This window comes from Salmonella sp. SAL04202 (genome assembly GCF_046550775.1).
Taxonomy (GTDB): domain Bacteria; phylum Pseudomonadota; class Gammaproteobacteria; order Enterobacterales; family Enterobacteriaceae; genus Salmonella; species Salmonella enterica.
The window spans coordinates 687038-705167 of sequence record NZ_JBGDXK010000001.1; the positions used below are offsets into that span (position 1 = coordinate 687038).

The window sequence follows — 18130 nt, forward strand, 5'->3', positions numbered from 1 at the left end:
TGCACTGTTTTACCTTAGCCAGTTCGTTTTCGCCAGTTCGATCACTTCATCGCCGCGGCCGCTAATAATGGCGCGCAGCATGTACAGGCTAAAGCCTTTCGCTTGTTCCAGTTTGATCTGCGGCGGGATCGCCAGCTCTTCTTTTGCCACGACCACGTCAACCAGTACCGGGCCGTCAATGGAAAACGCGCGCTGTAGCGCTCCGTCCACGTCTGCGGCTTTTTCCACACGAATACCGGTAATGCCGCAGGCTTCGGCGATACGCGCGAAATTGGTGTCGTGCAGTTCGGTACCGTCGGTAAGGTAGCCGCCGGCTTTCATTTCCATCGCCACAAAGCCCAGCACGCTGTTATTAAAGACGACGATTTTTATCGGCAGCTTCATCTGTACCACCGAGAGAAAATCGCCCATCAGCATACTGAAGCCGCCATCACCGCACATCGCGATAACCTGACGACCCGGCGCGGTGGCCTGAGCGCCGAGCGCCTGCGGCATGGCGTTGGCCATTGACCCGTGGTTAAACGAGCCCAGCAGGCGGCGCTTGCCGTTCATTTTTAGATAGCGGGCCGCCCAGACGGTCGGCGTGCCGACATCGCAGGTAAAAATAGCGTCGTCAGCGGCGAAATGGCTAATTTGTTGCGCCAGATATTGTGGATGGATGGCTTTATCGCTGAGTTTGGCTAAGTCATCAAGTCCCTTACGGGCGTCCCGATAGTGCTCCAGAGCTTTATCGAGGAATTTACGATTGCTTTTTTCTTCCACCAGCGGCAGCAGGGCGCGAAGCGTGGCTTTAATATCGCCCACCAGCGCCATGTCGACTTTGCTGTGCGCGCCAATACTGCCCGGGTTGATGTCAATCTGAATGATTTTGGCATCGCTCGGATAAAAGGCGCGGTAGGGGAACTGGGTGCCGAGCAGGATCAGCGTATCGGCGTTCATCATGGTGTGGAAGCCAGAAGAGAAGCCAATCAGGCCGGTCATTCCCACATCATAAGGGTTATCGTACTCAACGTGCTCTTTGCCGCGCAGGGCATGAACGATTGGCGCTTTTAGTTTTGCCGCCAACGCGACCAACTCCTCATGCGCGCCCGCGCAGCCGCTACCGCACATTAATGCGATATTGCTGGAGTAGCGCAGCAGTTGCGCCAGTTTTTTCAGCTCTTCCTCCGCCGGCGTGACGACGGGGTGCGGGGCATGGTACCAATGGGTGACGGCGTTTTCAGGCGCAGGTTTCAGCGCCACGTCACCCGGAAGTACGACCACGGAGACGCCGCGGTTTAGCACCGCTTTGCGCATGGCGATGGCGAGTACCTGCGGGATCTGCTCCGGGCTGGAAACCAACTCGCAATAGTGGCTGCATTCACGAAACAACTCCTGCGGGTGGGTCTCCTGGAAATAACCGCTGCCGATTTCACTGGACGGAATATGGGCGGCGATCGCCAGAACAGGGACGTGGTTACGGTGGCAATCAAACAGGCCATTGATCAGGTGCAGGTTGCCCGGTCCGCATGAACCGGCGCACACTGCCAGCTCGCCGGTAAGCTGCGCTTGTGCGCCGGCAGCGAAAGCGGCGACCTCTTCGTGGCGGGTTGGCATCCATTCAATGGTTCCCATACGATTAAGACTATCGCTCAGGCCGTTCAGGGAGTCGCCAGTGACGCCCCAGATTTGTTTTACGCCAGCCTGTTCCAGCGTTTTGGCAATAAAAGCGGCAACGGTTTGTTTCATGGTTCTCCATCTCCTTAAATGTGATAACGGTTACAAGTTTAGTTGAAGATGACGATGACGTTTTTCTTTGGCGGAGAGAGGGGCGAAAGGATGAAGCGAGTGGTAAATCGCCCGGTGGCGCTAACGCTTACCGGGCCTACAATGGAACGTTTACCGATTATGCGAGAACAAGATCGCCCTGCGGATGGCAGGAGCAGGCCAGTACGTAACCTTCGGCAATCTCCGCCTCGCTCAGCGTCATGGTGCTGCTCACCGTATAGTCGCCGGAAACGACTTTGGTTTTACAGCAGCCGCAAACACCTGCCCGACAGGCAGCGGCAACCGGTACTTTATTACTCTCCAGCGCCTCCAACAGCGTTGTACCGATCGGGGCATAAAATTCCTGCGCTGGCTGTAGCTTGGTGAATTTCAGGCCGCTGGTTGCCGTTTCCGCCATCGGCGTGAAGAACTTCTCTTTAAAGAAGCGCGTTACGCCAAGCGCTTTCACTCCCTGTTCGACGAAATCCATATAGGGCGCCGGGCCGCAGGTCATGATGGTGCGCGATGCCAAATCCGGTACGCGCTGTAATAATTCCGTGGTCAGACGGCCCGCGACAAAACCTTCCGTGGCATGATTTTCCGCCACTAGCGTGACCGGATACTGTCGCCACTCGTCGGCAAAAATCACATCATCCGGCGAACGGACGTTAAAGATGACCTGCACGTCGGCCTGCGGGCGGTATTTCGCCAGCCAGCGACGCATCGACATGATTGGCGTTACGCCACAACCGGCGGCGAGCAGCAGAAACTTATCTTCTGTTTTATCGTCACAGGTAAAATCGCCCATTGCATCAGACAGCCAGATGTAATCGCCGCGCTTGATGTCATGGGTCAACCACTGTGAACCCGTGCCATCTTCAATCCGACGAACGGTCAGCGTGATATATTCACTGACGCCCGGCGTAGACGAAAGGGTGTAGGCGCGCAGCGTTTCCGTTGAATTACGCACGCTCACCAGCGCATACTGCCCGGCGCGGTAAGGGTAGTAGTCATGGCATAATAGCGCAATTGTCCATACATCCGGCGTCTCCTGACGGATGTGATGCACCTGCATTCGCCAGGGACACTGTGAGGTTGGCATCGTCATCATTGACCTCCTTACGCGCTCAGTAATTGCTTCATGTCTTCTTCAACGGTGGTCACGGAACGCAGACCGAACTTCTCGTTGAGGATAGCCAGCAGATCCGGCGTGAAGAAGCCTGGCGAGGTCGGCCCGGTGACAATATTTTTCACGCCTAATGACAGCAGCGTCAGCAGAATCACGATCGCTTTCTGCTCAAACCAGGAGAGCACCAGCGATAGCGGCAGATCGTTGACGCCGCAGCCCAGTTTTTCCGCCAGCGTCACCGCCAGGATAATCGCGGAGTAAGCATCGTTACACTGACCGGCATCGACCAGACGCGGCAGCCCTTCGATGTCGCCGAACTCCAGTTTGTTGAAACGGTATTTACCGCAGGCCAGGGTCAGGATCAGGCAGTCATTCGGTACGCTGGTGGCAAAATCGGTAAAGTAGTTACGCTCGCCGCGCGCGCCGTCACAGCCGCCGACCAGGAAGATGTGGCGCAGTTTTTCACGGCTGACCAGATCGATGAGCGTATCGGCAGCGCCGAGCAGGGTCTGACGGCCAAAACCGACGGTGATGAGATGCGGAATTTCGCTATACGGGAAGCCCGCCATTTGCTGCGCCTGGGCAATGACCGGCCCGAAGTCATCGCCTTCAAGATGGCTAACGCCCGGCCAGCCGACGATGCTACGGGTCCAGATACGGTCGTCATAGCTGCCCACGGTCGGGTCGATAATGCAGTTAGAAGTCATCACGATTGGGCCAGGGAAGCGGGCGAACTCGACCTGCTGATTCTGCCAGCCGCTGCCGTAGTTACCGACCAGATGCTTGAATTTACGCAGTTCCGGATAGCCATGTGCGGGCAGCATTTCACCGTGAGTGTAGACGTTAACGCCGGTGCCTTCGGTCTGCTCCAGCAGGTTGTAGAGATCTTTCAGATCGTGACCGGAGATCAGAATGCACTTGCCTTCAGTCGCTTTGACGTTGACCTGAGTCGGCGTTGGGTGACCGTATTTGGTGGTTTCACCGGCATCCAGAATGCTCATCACTTTGAAGTTCATCTGGCCGATTTCCATTGCGCACTCCAGCAGCGCGTTCATGTCAGCAGGCCAGGTGCCCAGCCAGGCCATGATTTTGTGGTACTGCGCGTAAATGTCGTTGTCGTATTGACCGAGAACGTGCGCGTGTTCCATATACGCCGCCGCGCCTTTCAGACCGTACAGGCACAGCAGACGCAGGCCGAGGATGTTCTCGCCAATGGCGGCTTTGTCTTTATTCGGGGTAAATTCCGCCGCCTGACGTTGCAGTTCGCCCAGATCGTCGCTGACCAGTTGCAGATCGGCCATCGGATTGTCGCAATGCGCATTAGCATCCACGCTCAGGCACTGCGCTTTCAACGCTTCACGCAAGGCAATCGCTTCACGGGCGTAGCCGACGATACGCGGAGAGTCGAAGTTAACGTTGGTCAGCGTGGAGAAAAACGCGCGCGGCGCAAAGTTATCAACGTCGTGATTAATGATGCCATATTCACGGGCCTTCACCGCCCAGGCAGACAAACCTTGCAAAGCCGCAATCAGCAGATCCTGCAGATCGGACGTTTCAGCCGTTTTACCGCACATTCCCTGCGCGTAGGAGCAGCCGTTTCCGGCTGGTGTACGGATGGTTTGTTCACATTGCACACAAAACATGGTCACACCTTTTAAAGTTATATTTAATATACATGTTTAAGATTATGCCTGTGAACAAAGGGATAAAAGGGATTTCTGCCATAATGTGCAAGGAGATTGATTTAGCGCAATTTTGGCGGCAGATGCCTACCGCCAAAGAGGTATCAGGCCGAGAAGAACGCCATTAAGAGGGGGACCAGCAGGCTGAGGATAAAGCCATGTACGATAGCCGCCGGAACAATCTCTACGCCGCCGGAGCGCTGTAATACCGGCAACGTAAAGTCCATTGAGGTCGCTCCGCACAGGCCCAACGCCGTTGAACGGCTGCGGCGAACCAGACCGGGAATAAGCATAATGGCTAAGAGCTCGCGGGCCAGATCGTTAAAAAATGCCGCGCTGCCGATAACCGGTCCAAACGACTCCGTCAGCAAAATACCGGAAAGAGAGTACCAGCCGAAACCTGACGCCATCGCCAGGGCGGTTTTTAGCGGTAAGTCCAGGATAAACGCATTAATCACGCCGCCCAGTAATGAGCTTGCCACGACAACGACCGCGACCATCATTCCCCGGCGGTTAAGCACAATTTGCTTTAAGGTCATGCCGCTATTTCGTAGCTGAATCCCCACCAGGAACAATAAAAAGATCAGCGTATATTCACTGGCTTCGGTGGCGTGCTGTAAAACAGAGAGTCCGCTCAGGCCGATAACAAACCCCAATACCACTACGCCGCACAGTTGCAGCGACTCCAGCGCCATGGCAATACGCGAAGGCAGTTTTTCCTGCTGATGATGGTGACGCCACGGGAGGATACGTTCCAGCCACAATAAGGCAGCGATATTACACAATAAAATAATCGTAATACTGACGGCGGAATAATGAAAAATCGCCACCAGATTACTGGCGAGGTTATCCAAAAACGCCAGGCTTATTCCCATAAAAAAGAGAATAAGATACACGATCCAGCTCAGTAGCCGGTTAATAAGTTGTAATGCGGCTTTATGTCGCAGTGGAATGAGATAGCCCACAATCAGTGGAACCAGAATGATTAAAAGTCCTGAAAACATGAACAGCCGGGCCCTTTTTTATTGTTTGAATAGCGTACATGACACTACCGAATTCCAGACTATCAGTAAAGCGACACCGTCAGCCGTACATTTATCAGACATTTGCCCCAGGCAAAGGGGGGGAATATCACGCCAGGCGGACGCATTTGCCGTTATACTGCGGTGAATTTTATGGAGTGATGACGTTTTTCTGGAGGAAGCATGATTCTCGAACGCGTTGAAATAGTAGGATTTCGCGGTATCAACCGACTGTCGTTGATGCTGGAGCAAAACAACGTGCTGATTGGGGAAAACGCCTGGGGAAAATCCAGCCTGCTGGATGCGCTGACTCTGTTATTGTCGCCGGAACTCGATCTTTACCATTTTGTCCGTGAGGATTTCTGGTTTCCGCCTGGCGACATAAAAGGACGCGAGCATCACCTGCATATTATTCTGACTTTTCGCGAAACGCAGCCAGGGCGGCATCGGGTACGTCGTTATCGAGCGCTGGAAGCATGCTGGTCGCCTTGCGAGGATGATTTTCACCGTATTTTTTATCGGCTAGAGGGCGAATGCGGCGCCGATGGCAGCGTGATGACGCTGCGCAGTTTTCTCAATAGCGATGGGCAGCCATTACTGGTGGAAAATATTAACGATCAGGTGCGCCACCTGGTTCGTCTGATGCCAGTGCTACGTTTGCGCGATGCGCGCTTTATGCGACGTATTCGCAACGGTACGGTGCCCAATGTGCCGGATGTTGAAGTCACGGCCCGACAGCTGGATTTTCTGGCGCGTGAGCTGGCGACCCGGCCGCAAAATTTAACCGACGGGCAGATTCGTCAGGGACTGTCCGCGATGGTGCAACTGCTTGAACACTATTTCTCAGAGCAGGGCGCAGGACAGGCGCGTCACCGACTCATGCGCCGGCGTTCGCAAAATGAGCAGCGTAGCTGGCGCTATCTGGATATTATTAATCGGATGATCGACAAACCGGGCAGCCGGTCGCATCGGGTGATCCTGCTGGGGCTTTTCTCCACGCTGTTACAGGCGAAAGGGACGCTGCGGTTACATAAAGACGCGCGACCATTACTGCTGGTGGAAGATCCGGAAACCCGTTTACATCCCATTATGCTTTCAGTCGCCTGGCAATTGCTCAATCTGTTACCGCTACAGCGGATAGCGACAACCAACTCAGGCGAACTGCTCTCGCTAACGCCGGTGGAGCATGTCGTACGGCTGGTGCGCGAATCTTCCCGCGTCGCCGCCTGGCGTCTGGGCCCGGGCGGGTTAAGCGCGGAAGATGGACGGCGTATCGCCTTTCATATCCGCTTTAATCGCGCGTCGTCGCTGTTTGCGCGTTGCTGGCTACTGGTGGAAGGCGAGACGGAAACCTGGGTTATTAATGAGCTGGCGCGTCAGTGTGGACATCATTTTGATGCGGAGGGCATTAAAGTCATTGAGTTTGCTCAGTCCGGCCTGAAACCGCTGGTGAAGTTCGCTCGCCGTATGGGAATCGAGTGGCATGTCCTGGTGGATGGCGACGAAGCGGGGAAAAAATATGCCGCGACGGTCCGCAGTCTGCTTAATAACGATCGGGAAGAAGAACGCGAACATCTCACGGCGCTGCCTGCGCTGGATATGGAACATTTTATGTATCGTCAGGGCTTTGCCGATGTTTTTCACCGGGTTGCGCAACTTCCGCCTAATGTGCCGATGAATACCCGGAAAATTATCACTAAAGCTATCCACCGCTCGTCAAAGCCGGATTTGGCGATTGAAGTCGCGATGGAAGCCGGGCGGCGCGGAATTGACGCCGTGCCGCCGCTGTTCAGAAAGATGTTCTCGCGCGTGGTTTGGCTGGCGCGGGGCCGGGCGGATTAGCGTTTGAATGTGGCCGGAACCTGTTCGACGACGCTATCGAGTAATGCATAGCGGCGGCGATACTCGGCCCGTTTTTTACTGGCGATCTCCGCTTCGCTTTTTCGGGCGATCGCCAGCGGCAGCGTATAGTAATTCCCTTTAATTCTTTCACCGCCTAACGATTCCCAAAACGCGTCATAGTCGGCATGCATTTGCGTCTTTTTATCCATGTATCGCCAGCTACGATAAACGTGCGCATCGTTACTCACGGCTATAATCTTTTCTGCCTGAAAGACTTGCGCAAACTGACAGAGAGCCTCCATCACGATGCGTTTGGGAAAAAGACCATGGCAGGCTTTGGTCGCCTGCTGGATAATTTCGTGAGGGACGTCGTTTGCCGCGCCCTGTAATCCGCCGATAAATAGTGTGCGTTGTTGGTTAAAGCGACACAGGGTAAATGTGATCTCTGCCAGAATACGTAACTGTGCGTCGCGAACAACAATAGTGCTTTCACCTTCTTTATCCAGTGAGACCAGACTGACTAAATCAAGTTGAAACAACTCGCCGGTTTTAGTTTCAAATTTAGCAAGATTCAGGCCATACTGACTTAAATAGCTAACCTGTTGTTCCCGCGATAAAAGTTGGCGCATCTGTTGATAATGAAAACACAGCGCATCTAAGGCGAAATCGCGTTTAATATTTACAGCCATATAAGGACGATGTAGCCGAATAGGCAAACGCGGCTGACGAGCAAGTAACGTATTTAACTCCGGCCATTGGGTGAGATTGGTCAGTAATTGGCTGGTCGCACGCGGCATGACTAATGAGCGGATTAAAAACTTGCGACGAAAGCTGGCTTTACGCCAGAATTTTCCTGGCTGTAATTGCCCGCGCGTCAGACGAATAAATAATTGTAAAGGAGAGATGTAATCTGAAGTGTACCAGGTATTATCTGTAAGCTGTGTCATGATCGTAATCCGCGACATAAGATTGTCGAGATTGAACCACAGGAAACATTAACCAATCGTCAATACAGCCGACGCTATCTTTATTGCGTCAGCTTTGTTTAGATACGGTTTACTTTCTGGTTAAAATTTTGCCGTCAGGGTTTCTATGCGTGCTAAGGGAAAGAAATTTAAAAAGCGTTATCTGGTCATTATTTTAATTCTTTTAGTGGGGGGGATGGTTAGCTGGCGAATGATAAATGCGCCGCTGCCAACTTATCAGACATTAATCGTGCGGCCAGGCGATCTTGAACAGAGTGTACTGGCGACTGGAAAACTGGACGCGTTGCGTAAAGTGGATGTCGGCGCGCAGGTGAGCGGCCAGTTGAAAACGCTGCTGGTCTCCATTGGCGATAACGTTAAAAAAGATCAGCTACTCGGCGTGATTGACCCAGATCAGGCGGAGAACCAGATAAAAGAGGTCGAGGCCACCCTGATGGAGCTGAACGCGGAGCGTCAGCAGGCAGCTGCTGAGTTAAAGCTGGCGCGGGTTACGCTGGCGCGCCAGCAGCAGTTAGCTAAGACTCAGGCGGTATCGCAACAGGATCTGGATACTGCGGCGACGGAGTTGGCGGTTAAACAGGCGCGTATTGGCACCATAGATGCCCAGATCAAACGTAATCGGGCCTCGTTGGACACCGCGAAAACCAACCTGGAATATACCCGTATTGTTGCTCCCATGGCGGGGGAAGTGACGCAAATCACTACCCTGCAAGGACAAACGGTGATTGCAGCTCAGCAGGCGCCCAATATTCTGACGCTGGCGGATATGAGCACCATGCTGGTAAAAGCGCAGGTCTCGGAAGCGGACGTGATCCATCTTCGGGCGGGGCAGAAAGCATGGTTCACCATTGCAGGCGATCCGCAAACGCGCTATGAAGGCGTTTTAAAAGATATTCTGCCGACGCCGGAAAAGATCAACGACGCTATTTTTTATTACGCCCGGTTTGAAGTGCCGAATCCCAAAAGAATCTTGCGTCTTGATATGACCGCACAGGTTTATATTCAACTCATGGATGTCAAAAATGTGCTGATTATTCCTCTCGCCGCGCTTGGCGAACCGGTGGGCGGCAATCGTTATAAAGTGGCGCTGTTGCGTAACGGCGAAAAACGTGAGCGCGAAGTGATCATTGGCGAGCGTAACGATACAGACGTGGAAGTGGTTAAAGGTCTGGAAGCGGGCGATGAGGTGATCATCGGCGAGAGCAGGCCAGGAGCGACGCCATGACGGCATTGCTTGAACTGCGCAATGTGAGTCGCAGCTACCCCTCCGGAGAAGAGCAGGTGGCGGTGTTGAAAGATATCTCCCTGCAAATCCACGCCGGGGAGATGGTGGCGATCGTCGGCGTTTCCGGTTCTGGAAAATCAACGCTGATGAATATCCTCGGGTGCCTGGATAAACCGACCAGCGGCACTTATCGGGTGGCGGGGCGGGACGTCTCGACGCTGGACCCGGACGCGCTGGCGCAGCTGCGGCGTGAGCATTTTGGCTTTATCTTTCAGCGCTACCATCTGTTGTCGCATTTAACGGCAGCGCAAAATGTTGAAATCCCCGCCGTCTACGCCGGCATTGAACGCAAAAAACGCCAGGCGCGCGCCAGAGAGTTACTTCTGCGGCTGGGATTAAGCGATCGCGTCGATTATCCACCTTCACAGCTTTCTGGCGGACAGCAGCAGCGTGTCAGTATTGCCCGCGCTCTGATGAACGGCGGACAGGTGATTCTGGCAGATGAGCCGACCGGCGCGCTGGATAGCCATTCCGGCGAAGAGGTGATGGCGATTTTGCGCCAACTGCGCGATCGCGGACATACGGTGATCATTGTGACGCACGATCCGCTGATTGCCGCCCAGGCGGAGCGGATTATTGAAATTCACGATGGCAAGATTGTCCATAATTCGCCCGCGCAGGAAAAGAAACGCGAACAGGGCGTTGACGCTGCCGTAGTTAATACGGCTCCCGGCTGGCGGCAATTTGCCAGCAGCTTTCGCGAAGCGCTGTCAATGGCGTGGTTAGCGATGGCCGCTAACAAAATGCGTACTTTACTGACCATGCTGGGAATTATTATCGGTATTGCGTCGGTGGTGTCGATTGTGGTGGTCGGCGACGCCGCAAAACAGATGGTACTGGCGGATATCCGCGCTATGGGCACTAATACGATTGATATTCATCCAGGCAAAGATTTCGGCGACGACAACCCGCAGTATCGACAGGCGCTGAAATATGACGATCTGGTCGCTATTCAGAAACAGCCGTGGGTTAACTCTGCGACGCCCAGCGTTTCAAAGAGCTTACGTCTTCGCTATGGCAATATTGATATTGTCGTAAATGCTAATGGCGTCAGTGGCGATTATTTTAACGTTTACGGCATGTCCTTTAGGGAGGGGAACACCTTCAATGCTGTACAGCAACAGGATCGCGCGCAGGTGGTGGTGCTGGATGCCAACACGCGACGCCAGCTATTTCCAAATAAAGCGAATGTCGTAGGGGAAGTGGTGCTGGTGGGTAATATGCCGGTTATTGTTATTGGCGTGGCGGAAGAGAAACCGTCCATGTACGGCAATAGCAATCTGTTGCAAGTTTGGTTGCCCTATAGCACGATGTCAGATCGCATAATGGGTCAGTCATGGCTTAACTCGATCACCGTTCGTGTGAAAGATGGCGTTGATAGCGATCAGGCTGAACAGCAGCTTACCCGCCTGCTCACCTTACGCCACGGTAAAAAAGACTTCTTCACCTGGAATATGGACAGCGTCCTGAAAACGGCTGAAAAAACCACCTATACTCTTCAGTTATTTCTGACGCTGGTGGCCGTCATTTCGCTGGTTGTCGGCGGCATTGGCGTTATGAATATTATGCTGGTTTCCGTCACCGAGCGAACGCGTGAAATCGGCATCCGTATGGCGGTAGGCGCGCGCGCCAGCGATGTGCTACAGCAGTTTCTTATTGAAGCGGTGCTGGTTTGCCTGGTTGGTGGAGCGCTGGGGATTAGCTTGTCGATGTTCATCGCATTTATGCTACAGCTTTTCCTGCCCGGCTGGGAGATCGGTTTTTCACTGACTGCGCTGGCGAGCGCGTTTTTATGTTCGACATTTACTGGGATACTGTTTGGCTGGCTACCGGCGAGAAACGCGGCGCGACTGGACCCGGTGGATGCGCTGGCAAGGGAGTAATCTTGCTGACGTCATTTGTCGGCCTGATAAGATGCAACGGTGTTGCTATCAGGAACTGGCGTTAAATAAAAATGCCAGCCGATCGGGCTGGCATTTTGCCTCCTGGATGTACACAATGAGACAGAGGAGCTATGCAACGGCCTCTGCTTCGATGGGCACGATGACGCTGGCGTGATTGCCTTTTGGCCCCTGGTGGACATCAAACCGGACAGACTGTCCGGCTTTAAGCGTTCTGTAACCATCCATTTGAATGGTGGAATAATGGGCGAAAATATCCTCGCCGCCGCCTTCAGGGCAGATGAAACCAAACCCTTTGGCATTGTTGAACCACTTTACAGTACCCGTTTCCATGCTTCGACATCCTTCGTAAATCTTATATAAGTAAGATGGAATGAACCGGTGACGGAGTGGGGGCTGTTCAAAACCTCACCAACTCTCGACATTACAATTTAGAGAAATCAGGCGAGGCGTCAAGCATCAGGCAGGGGGGATCGGGTAAAAATGAATCAAAAATTTGAAGCAGTTAACGCTATTGCCGGGAATGTGACAGATGTCGCGGATGGTACTGATAGATGTTAGTTATCTATCAATTGAGGTAGATTGATTGTGTGCATAGACTCTGGTCAGCGGCAGATTTTCCTGCCGACAACCGTAACCGATAATGACGACTGACAATGGGTAAGACGAACGATTGGCTGGATTTTGACCAGTTGGTGGAAGATAGCGTGCGCGACGCGCTAAAACCGCCATCTATGTATAAAGTGATATTAGTCAATGATGACTACACTCCGATGGAGTTTGTTATTGACGTGTTACAAAAATTCTTTTCTTATGATGTAGAACGTGCAACGCAATTGATGCTTGCAGTTCACTATCAAGGCAAAGCTATCTGCGGCGTGTTTACCGCCGAGGTGGCGGAAACCAAAGTGGCGATGGTGAACAAGTATGCAAGGGAGAACGAGCATCCGTTGCTGTGTACGCTGGAAAAAGCCTGAATGCAGGTATAAAAATTGGGGGAGGTGCCTATGCTCAATCAAGAACTGGAACTCAGTTTAAACATGGCTTTCGCCAGAGCGCGCGAGCACCGTCATGAGTTTATGACCGTCGAGCATCTGTTGCTGGCGCTGCTCAGCAACCCATCGGCTCGCGAAGCGCTGGAAGCATGCTCCGTGGATCTGGTGGCGCTCCGTCAGGAACTCGAAGCCTTCATTGAACAAACCACACCCGTACTGCCTGCCAGTGAAGAAGAGCGTGATACGCAGCCGACGTTAAGTTTCCAGCGTGTCCTGCAACGTGCCGTCTTCCACGTTCAGTCTTCCGGGCGTAGTGAAGTGACTGGCGCGAATGTGCTGGTGGCTATCTTTAGCGAACAGGAATCACAGGCGGCTTATCTGCTGCGCAAGCATGAAGTTAGCCGTCTGGATATCGTGAACTTTATTTCTCACGGGACGCGAAAAGACGAACCGAGCCAATCTTCCGATCTCGGCAATCAGCCAACTGGCGACGAACAAGCTGGCGGGGAGGAACGTATGGAAAACTTCACGACGAATCTTAACCAACTTGCTCGCGTGGGCGGCATCGATCCGCTGATTGGTCGTGAAAAAGAACTGGAGCGCGCGATCCAGGTCTTGTGTCGTCGCCGTAAAAATAACCCGTTGCTGGTAGGGGAATCCGGCGTCGGCAAAACGGCGATTGCCGAAGGGCTGGCCTGGCGTATCGTGCAGGGCGATGTGCCGGAAGTGATGGCCGATTGCACCATTTACTCGCTGGATATCGGTTCGCTGCTGGCGGGCACCAAATACCGCGGCGATTTTGAAAAACGGTTTAAGGCGTTGCTGAAACAGCTTGAGCAGGATACCAACAGCATCCTGTTTATCGATGAAATCCATACCATTATCGGCGCTGGCGCGGCGTCGGGCGGACAGGTGGATGCGGCAAATCTGATTAAACCGCTGCTTTCCAGCGGCAAGATCCGGGTGATCGGCTCAACGACCTATCAGGAATTCAGCAATATTTTTGAGAAAGACCGCGCATTAGCGCGCCGTTTCCAGAAAATTGATATTACCGAGCCTTCGGTGGAAGAGACGGTGCAAATTATCAACGGCTTGAAACCTAAGTACGAAGCGCACCACGACGTGCGTTATACCGCGAAAGCGGTGCGTGCGGCGGTCGAGCTGGCGGTAAAATATATCAATGACCGCCATCTGCCGGATAAAGCCATTGACGTGATTGACGAAGCGGGCGCTCGGGCGCGTCTGATGCCGGTGAGCAAACGTAAGAAAACGGTCAACGTGGCGGATATTGAGTCCGTAGTGGCGCGAATTGCGCGAATTCCTGAAAAGAGCGTCTCGCAGAGCGATCGCGATACGCTGAAGAACCTGGGCGATCGTCTGAAAATGCTGGTCTTCGGCCAGGATAACGCGATTGAGGCGCTGACCGAAGCTATTAAGATGAGTCGTGCCGGTCTGGGCCATGAGCATAAACCTGTCGGCTCATTCTTGTTCGCCGGGCCAACTGGCGTAGGGAAAACTGAAGTTACGGTACAGCTTTCAAAAGCGCTGGGTATTGAGCTGTTGCGCTTCGATATGTCCGAATATATGGAGCGTCATACGGTGAGCCGTTTGATCGGCGCGCCTCCGGGATACGTCGGTTTCGACCAGGGCGGGCTGCTAACAGATGCGGTGATTAAGCATCCTCATGCGGTGCTGTTGCTGGATGAGATCGAAAAAGCGCACCCGGATGTCTTTAACCTGCTGCTGCAGGTGATGGATAACGGTACGCTGACCGATAACAATGGCCGTAAGGCGGATTTCCGCAACGTGGTGCTGGTGATGACCACCAACGCCGGCGTGCGAGAAACCGAACGTAAATCTATTGGTCTTATTCATCAGGACAACAGTACCGATGCGATGGGCGAGATCAAGAAAGTGTTTACGCCGGAGTTCCGTAACCGTCTCGACAACATTATTTGGTTCGATCATCTGTCTGGCGAGGTGATTCATCAGGTTGTCGATAAGTTTATCGTCGAGTTGCAGGCTCAGTTGGATCAGAAAGGCGTCTCCCTGGAAGTCAGTCAGGAAGCGCGCGACTGGCTGGCGGAAAAGGGCTATGACCGGGCGATGGGCGCACGACCAATGGCGCGTGTGATTCAGGACAACCTGAAAAAACCGCTGGCCAATGAGTTGCTGTTTGGATCGCTGGTTGACGGCGGACAGGTCACCGTCGCGCTGGATAAAGAGAAAAATGCGTTGACGTATGGCTTCCAGAGTGCGCAAAAGCACAAGCCGGAAGCCGCGCATTAATCTTCGTTTCACTGCCGTACAAACCGGGCCTTAGCGCCCGGTTTTTTTATGCCGGCTAATAGTTAGCCTGATGGCGTTGTGCTCGCGGTAGGCGGATAAGGCGCTTGTAAATTGCGCCATCATCCGGTAATCGGCGGGTCAAATGCGAAAAAAAGCCCGACCCGCTGCGTGAAAAGGGATGCTGAAGCCGCTGTTACCAATGCCAAAAAAACTAATCCTCTTCTCTGAAAAGAGTAGTCTTACACTTAGCACAAAGAATTCTTCTGTGATTATCCCATACCTGTATCAAACCAACATCGCTGAATTTCTCGTGACCACAACTGTAGCAGGATATTTTGCTCATATTGTGTTTTTTAATATATTCATCTTTGGTGGGAAGTTGCTTCCAGTAGCCTATCAGTCCGGGCATAACCTCTCCTTGAGTGGTTTATGTAATTTGCAAACCATGATGATAATCATATAAGAAATAGTTCATCGTGAAATTATTCCTTATCACATTTTCGAAAGCGAATGCTATTAGCATCACACTTTCTACGTTGTTATCAACGATAATGCTTTCGTACAGGTAGCTTAGCTGTTGGCAGTGCTATACCCCGTCCAGTCATCCATCAGCGCCACTCGTTTAGGCCATAACGTCCCACGCTGATACGCTGCTTCAGCCTTATCTGCCAACTGGTGCGCCAACGCATGTTCAATAACCTCACGTTGATAATCCGTTGCTTCACCAGCCCACTCACGGAAAGTAGAACGGAAGCCATGTTGCGTTAAGTCGATATATCCCATTCGTTTCAATACAGCCAATAACGACATATCAGAAAGTGTTTCAGCGCGAGGGGCAGGGAATACATGATTGTTATCTTTTAATCGTGGTAAATCTTTTAACAAATCAACAGCAGCATCAGACAGAGGAACTCGGTGCTTTTTTACTACCGAGAGATACTTATGCAAACTTTTCTAAAGCGTTTCAGGTAGGGAAGTAGGGCTGTTTTACACAATCTATAGTAAGTTTGGTGTAGCAACCAAAGGTCCAAAAACAAACCTTTCATCAGGAAAATCACAGTAAAAACAAGAAGTTTAGATACAAAAGCCCGTACTTTCGTACGAGCTCTTTCTTGAATATGGCGGTGAGGGGGGGGATTGACTCGCTTTGCTCGCCCCTTCGGGGCAGCCCGTTCGCTGTGCGCCCGGTCTGTCCAACTGGCTGCGCCGCTACTCAGCCCATCCCTGGGCCTCGCCCCTTCGGGGCAGCCCGTTCGCTGCGCGCCCGGTCTGTCCAACTGGCTGCGCCAGTTGTCGAACCCCGGTCGGTGGTTCTCATCCCCCCTTGGTTTGGGGGATACATATAAGCAAAAAGCCCGTACTTCTGTACAGGCTCTCAACTTGAATATGGCGGTGAGGGGGGGATTCGAACCCCCGATACGTTGCCGTATACACACTTTCCAGGCGTGCTCCTTCAGCCACTCGGACACCTCACCATATTGTATTGCTGCCTGACCGCTTGGGGGGCAACGGGGCGCTACTATAGGGAGTTGCGCTAAAACGGTCAAGCAGAATTTACATATTCACTGTCGTTTGCTCATGCAATAGACATAATCCCCGCCCAAACTGGCGCGGGGAGGCAAATTAGCGCTGTGAATCCAACATTTCGTTGTTTTTCACCACATCCTGCGCTTTGCTGTAGCTTTCGATCAGCAGTTGATAGGCCGGGAATACCTGAGTATAAACGTCGGCCCACGCGGCGGCGTCTTCACGGTTCCAGGTGCCTTGCAGCTCAGAGGCGACTGCGGCAGTATCCATCGGTACGACGCCAGCCTGTACGATACGCGCCAGAGTGATCTCCTGCGCCATCTTACTGTAGGTGCCGGATGCGTCGATCACGGCAAATACCTTATAACCTTCCGCTACCGCGCTAATGGCCGGGAATGCCATACACACGCTGGTAATCGTCCCGGCAATGATCAGCGTCTTACGACCCGTCGCTTTTACCGCCTTAACGAAATCTTCGTTATCCCAGGCGTTAATTTCACCTTTGCGCGCAATGTACTGCGCATGTGGCGCATTAGCGTGGATCTCCGGGATCAGCGGGCCGTTCGGACCTTGCGGTACGGATGCCGTGGTAATGACCGGCATTTTCGCTAACGTCGCCATCTTCGCCAACGCCGCGGCGCGAGCGCGTAATTCCGGCATTGGCATATCGCCTACGGTCTGGAAAAGACCGCTTTGATGATCGATTAAAAGCATCACGGAATCGTTAACATCAATTACCGGGCGCAAACCATTAAAATTAGCAGGACTTGACATCGTGTTCTCCTTCATGTTTTCAGATTTGGCCAAAACGGCCGGAGTTGAAATCGCGGACTGCTTCTGCGATCTCTTGTTTCGTGTTCATAACAAATGGGCCGTAACCCACAATCGGTTCATTCAGCGGCTCGCCTGATAACAGCAATACGCTGGCGTCGCTGCTGGCCTCAAGGTGCAGCGTTTTCCCTTGCTGGCTCAACACCACCAGTTGCGCTTCGTTGACCGGCGTCGTGCCGTTCACCGTGATATTGCCTTTCAGTACCACCAGCGCGGTGCTCCATCCTTCCGGCTGTGCCAATGTAAGCTGGCGATTGCGTTGCAGGCGCATATCCCAGACATTGAGCGGCGAGAAAGTGTGCGCCGGGCCTTTTGTCTCTTCATAACGCCCTGCGATGACCCGCACGACTCCGGCGTCATCCGGCAACGTAACGGTCGGGATAACATCGTGGGTAATGCTTTGATAACCCGGGGTGGTCATTTTGTCCTTCATTGGAAGGTTAACCCACAACTGCACCATTTCCAGTTCGCCGCCCCGACGGGTAAACGCGTCGGAATGGAACTCTTCATGCAAAATGCCTGCGCCTGCGGTCATCCACTGAACGTCGCCCGGGCCGATAACGCCGCCGCGACCGGTAGAGTCCCGATGCTCGACTTCGCCACTATAAACAATCGTCACGGTCTCGAAACCGCGGTGTGGATGCTCCCCAACGCCGCGTTTTTCATTACCCGGCGTAAATGTGTGCGGCCCGGCATAATCCAGCAGCAGGAAGGGACTCAACTGCTGCGCATGTGACTGATAAGAAAAGAGTGAACGAACCGGAAATCCATCGCCAACCCAGTGCGGGCGAGGTGCGGTATAGACGCCTGTAATCTGTTTCATGGTGTTCTCCTCAGTGGCGTTGTCTTGATGTGAATAAGCTTATATTCATGACAAAAGGTTCGGTAGTGGCTA

Annotated in this window: 15 protein-coding genes, 1 tRNA gene and 1 pseudogene; 6 read left to right on the plus strand and 11 right to left on the minus strand. The window is 53.1% G+C overall.

All coding sequences use genetic code 11. The features are described 5' to 3' along the window. Positions 1-9 precede the first annotated feature (9 nt). From poxB to ACLJQJ_RS03510, 4 genes are all read right to left on the minus strand, one after another. Complete coding sequence (gene poxB / locus ACLJQJ_RS03495; RefSeq protein ID WP_000815309.1) at positions 10-1728, minus strand: ubiquinone-dependent pyruvate dehydrogenase; 1719 nt, start codon at positions 1726-1728, stop codon at positions 10-12. A 157-nt stretch (positions 1729-1885) separates the two neighbouring features. Then, positions 1886-2854, minus strand: a complete 969-nt coding sequence (hcr, locus tag ACLJQJ_RS03500; protein ID WP_063809361.1) for an NADH oxidoreductase — start codon at positions 2852-2854, stop codon at positions 1886-1888. An 11-nt stretch (positions 2855-2865) separates the two neighbouring features. Further along, complete coding sequence (gene hcp, locus ACLJQJ_RS03505) at positions 2866-4518, minus strand: hydroxylamine reductase (RefSeq protein WP_063809362.1); 1653 nt, start codon at positions 4516-4518, stop codon at positions 2866-2868. 143 nt (positions 4519-4661) lie between these two features. Further along, a complete protein-coding gene (locus ACLJQJ_RS03510) occupies positions 4662-5561 on the minus strand; it encodes a lysine exporter LysO family protein (RefSeq protein WP_000491118.1) in 900 nt (299 codons plus the stop codon). A 201-nt stretch (positions 5562-5762) separates the two neighbouring features. Between ACLJQJ_RS03510 and ACLJQJ_RS03515 the strand changes: the two genes are divergently transcribed. After that, positions 5763-7421: an ATP-dependent endonuclease gene (locus ACLJQJ_RS03515; protein WP_000599765.1), complete on the plus strand. Its 1659-nt coding sequence runs from the start codon at positions 5763-5765 to the stop codon at positions 7419-7421. On the opposite strand, the gene ACLJQJ_RS03520 is transcribed toward ACLJQJ_RS03515, so the two are convergent. Then, entirely contained in the window at positions 7418-8368 is a 951-nt protein-coding gene (locus tag ACLJQJ_RS03520; RefSeq protein ID WP_001519667.1) for a VirK/YbjX family protein, read from the minus strand. The genes ACLJQJ_RS03515 and ACLJQJ_RS03520 overlap by 4 nt on opposite strands. A 145-nt stretch (positions 8369-8513) precedes the next feature. Between ACLJQJ_RS03520 and macA the strand changes: the two genes are divergently transcribed. Both macA and macB read left to right on the plus strand, forming a co-directional pair. Next, complete coding sequence (gene macA, locus ACLJQJ_RS03525) at positions 8514-9632, plus strand: macrolide transporter subunit MacA (RefSeq protein ID WP_023227176.1); 1119 nt, start codon at positions 8514-8516, stop codon at positions 9630-9632. Further along, positions 9629-11575 (plus strand): macrolide ABC transporter ATP-binding protein/permease MacB, encoded by a 1947-nt coding sequence (gene macB / locus ACLJQJ_RS03530; protein WP_063809363.1) that lies wholly within the window; start codon positions 9629-9631, stop codon positions 11573-11575. The genes macA and macB overlap by 4 nt, the downstream gene beginning before the upstream one ends. 129 nt (positions 11576-11704) lie before the next feature. On the opposite strand, the gene cspD is transcribed toward macB, so the two are convergent. Next, a complete protein-coding gene (gene cspD, locus ACLJQJ_RS03535; RefSeq protein WP_000447499.1) occupies positions 11705-11926 on the minus strand; it encodes a cold shock-like protein CspD in 222 nt (73 codons plus the stop codon). A 150-nt stretch (positions 11927-12076) separates the two neighbouring features. Here cspD and ACLJQJ_RS03540 point away from each other — a divergent pair, with 150 nt between their 5' ends. The 3 genes from ACLJQJ_RS03540 (at position 12077) to clpA (ending at position 14877) form a co-directional block, all read left to right on the plus strand. Then, positions 12077-12154: a hypothetical protein gene (locus ACLJQJ_RS03540; protein WP_212742690.1), complete on the plus strand. Its 78-nt coding sequence runs from the start codon at positions 12077-12079 to the stop codon at positions 12152-12154. Positions 12155-12249: 95 nt separating this feature from the next. Continuing rightward, on the plus strand, positions 12250-12570 hold the full coding sequence (clpS, locus tag ACLJQJ_RS03545) for an ATP-dependent Clp protease adapter ClpS (protein ID WP_000520789.1): 321 nt from the start codon (positions 12250-12252) through the stop codon (positions 12568-12570). Positions 12571-12600: 30 nt separating this feature from the next. After that, positions 12601-14877 carry an ATP-dependent Clp protease ATP-binding subunit ClpA gene (gene clpA, locus ACLJQJ_RS03550; RefSeq protein WP_000934064.1) on the plus strand — a complete coding sequence of 759 codons (2277 nt, stop codon included), beginning with the start codon at positions 12601-12603 and terminating at the stop codon, positions 14875-14877. A 211-nt stretch (positions 14878-15088) separates the two neighbouring features. Here the strand turns inward: clpA and ACLJQJ_RS03555 are convergent, their stop codons facing one another. The 5 genes and pseudogenes from ACLJQJ_RS03555 to ACLJQJ_RS03575 all read right to left on the minus strand — a co-directional run bounded on the left by ACLJQJ_RS03555 (position 15089) and on the right by ACLJQJ_RS03575 (position 18058). Further along, positions 15089-15286 (minus strand): hypothetical protein, encoded by a 198-nt coding sequence (locus ACLJQJ_RS03555; RefSeq protein WP_001117984.1) that lies wholly within the window; start codon positions 15284-15286, stop codon positions 15089-15091. Positions 15287-15447: 161 nt separating this feature from the next. Beyond that, a pseudogene (locus tag ACLJQJ_RS03560) lies at positions 15448-15801 on the minus strand (tyrosine-type recombinase/integrase); the annotation flags it as partial. Between the two features lie 463 nt (positions 15802-16264). Continuing rightward, a tRNA-Ser gene (locus ACLJQJ_RS03565) sits at positions 16265-16352 on the minus strand. A 148-nt stretch (positions 16353-16500) separates the two neighbouring features. Continuing rightward, entirely contained in the window at positions 16501-17178 is a 678-nt protein-coding gene (locus ACLJQJ_RS03570) for a hydrolase (RefSeq protein ID WP_000097893.1), read from the minus strand. Between the two features lie 19 nt (positions 17179-17197). Beyond that, positions 17198-18058 (minus strand): pirin family protein, encoded by an 861-nt coding sequence (locus tag ACLJQJ_RS03575; RefSeq protein WP_000809969.1) that lies wholly within the window; start codon positions 18056-18058, stop codon positions 17198-17200. Positions 18059-18130 lie beyond the last annotated feature (72 nt).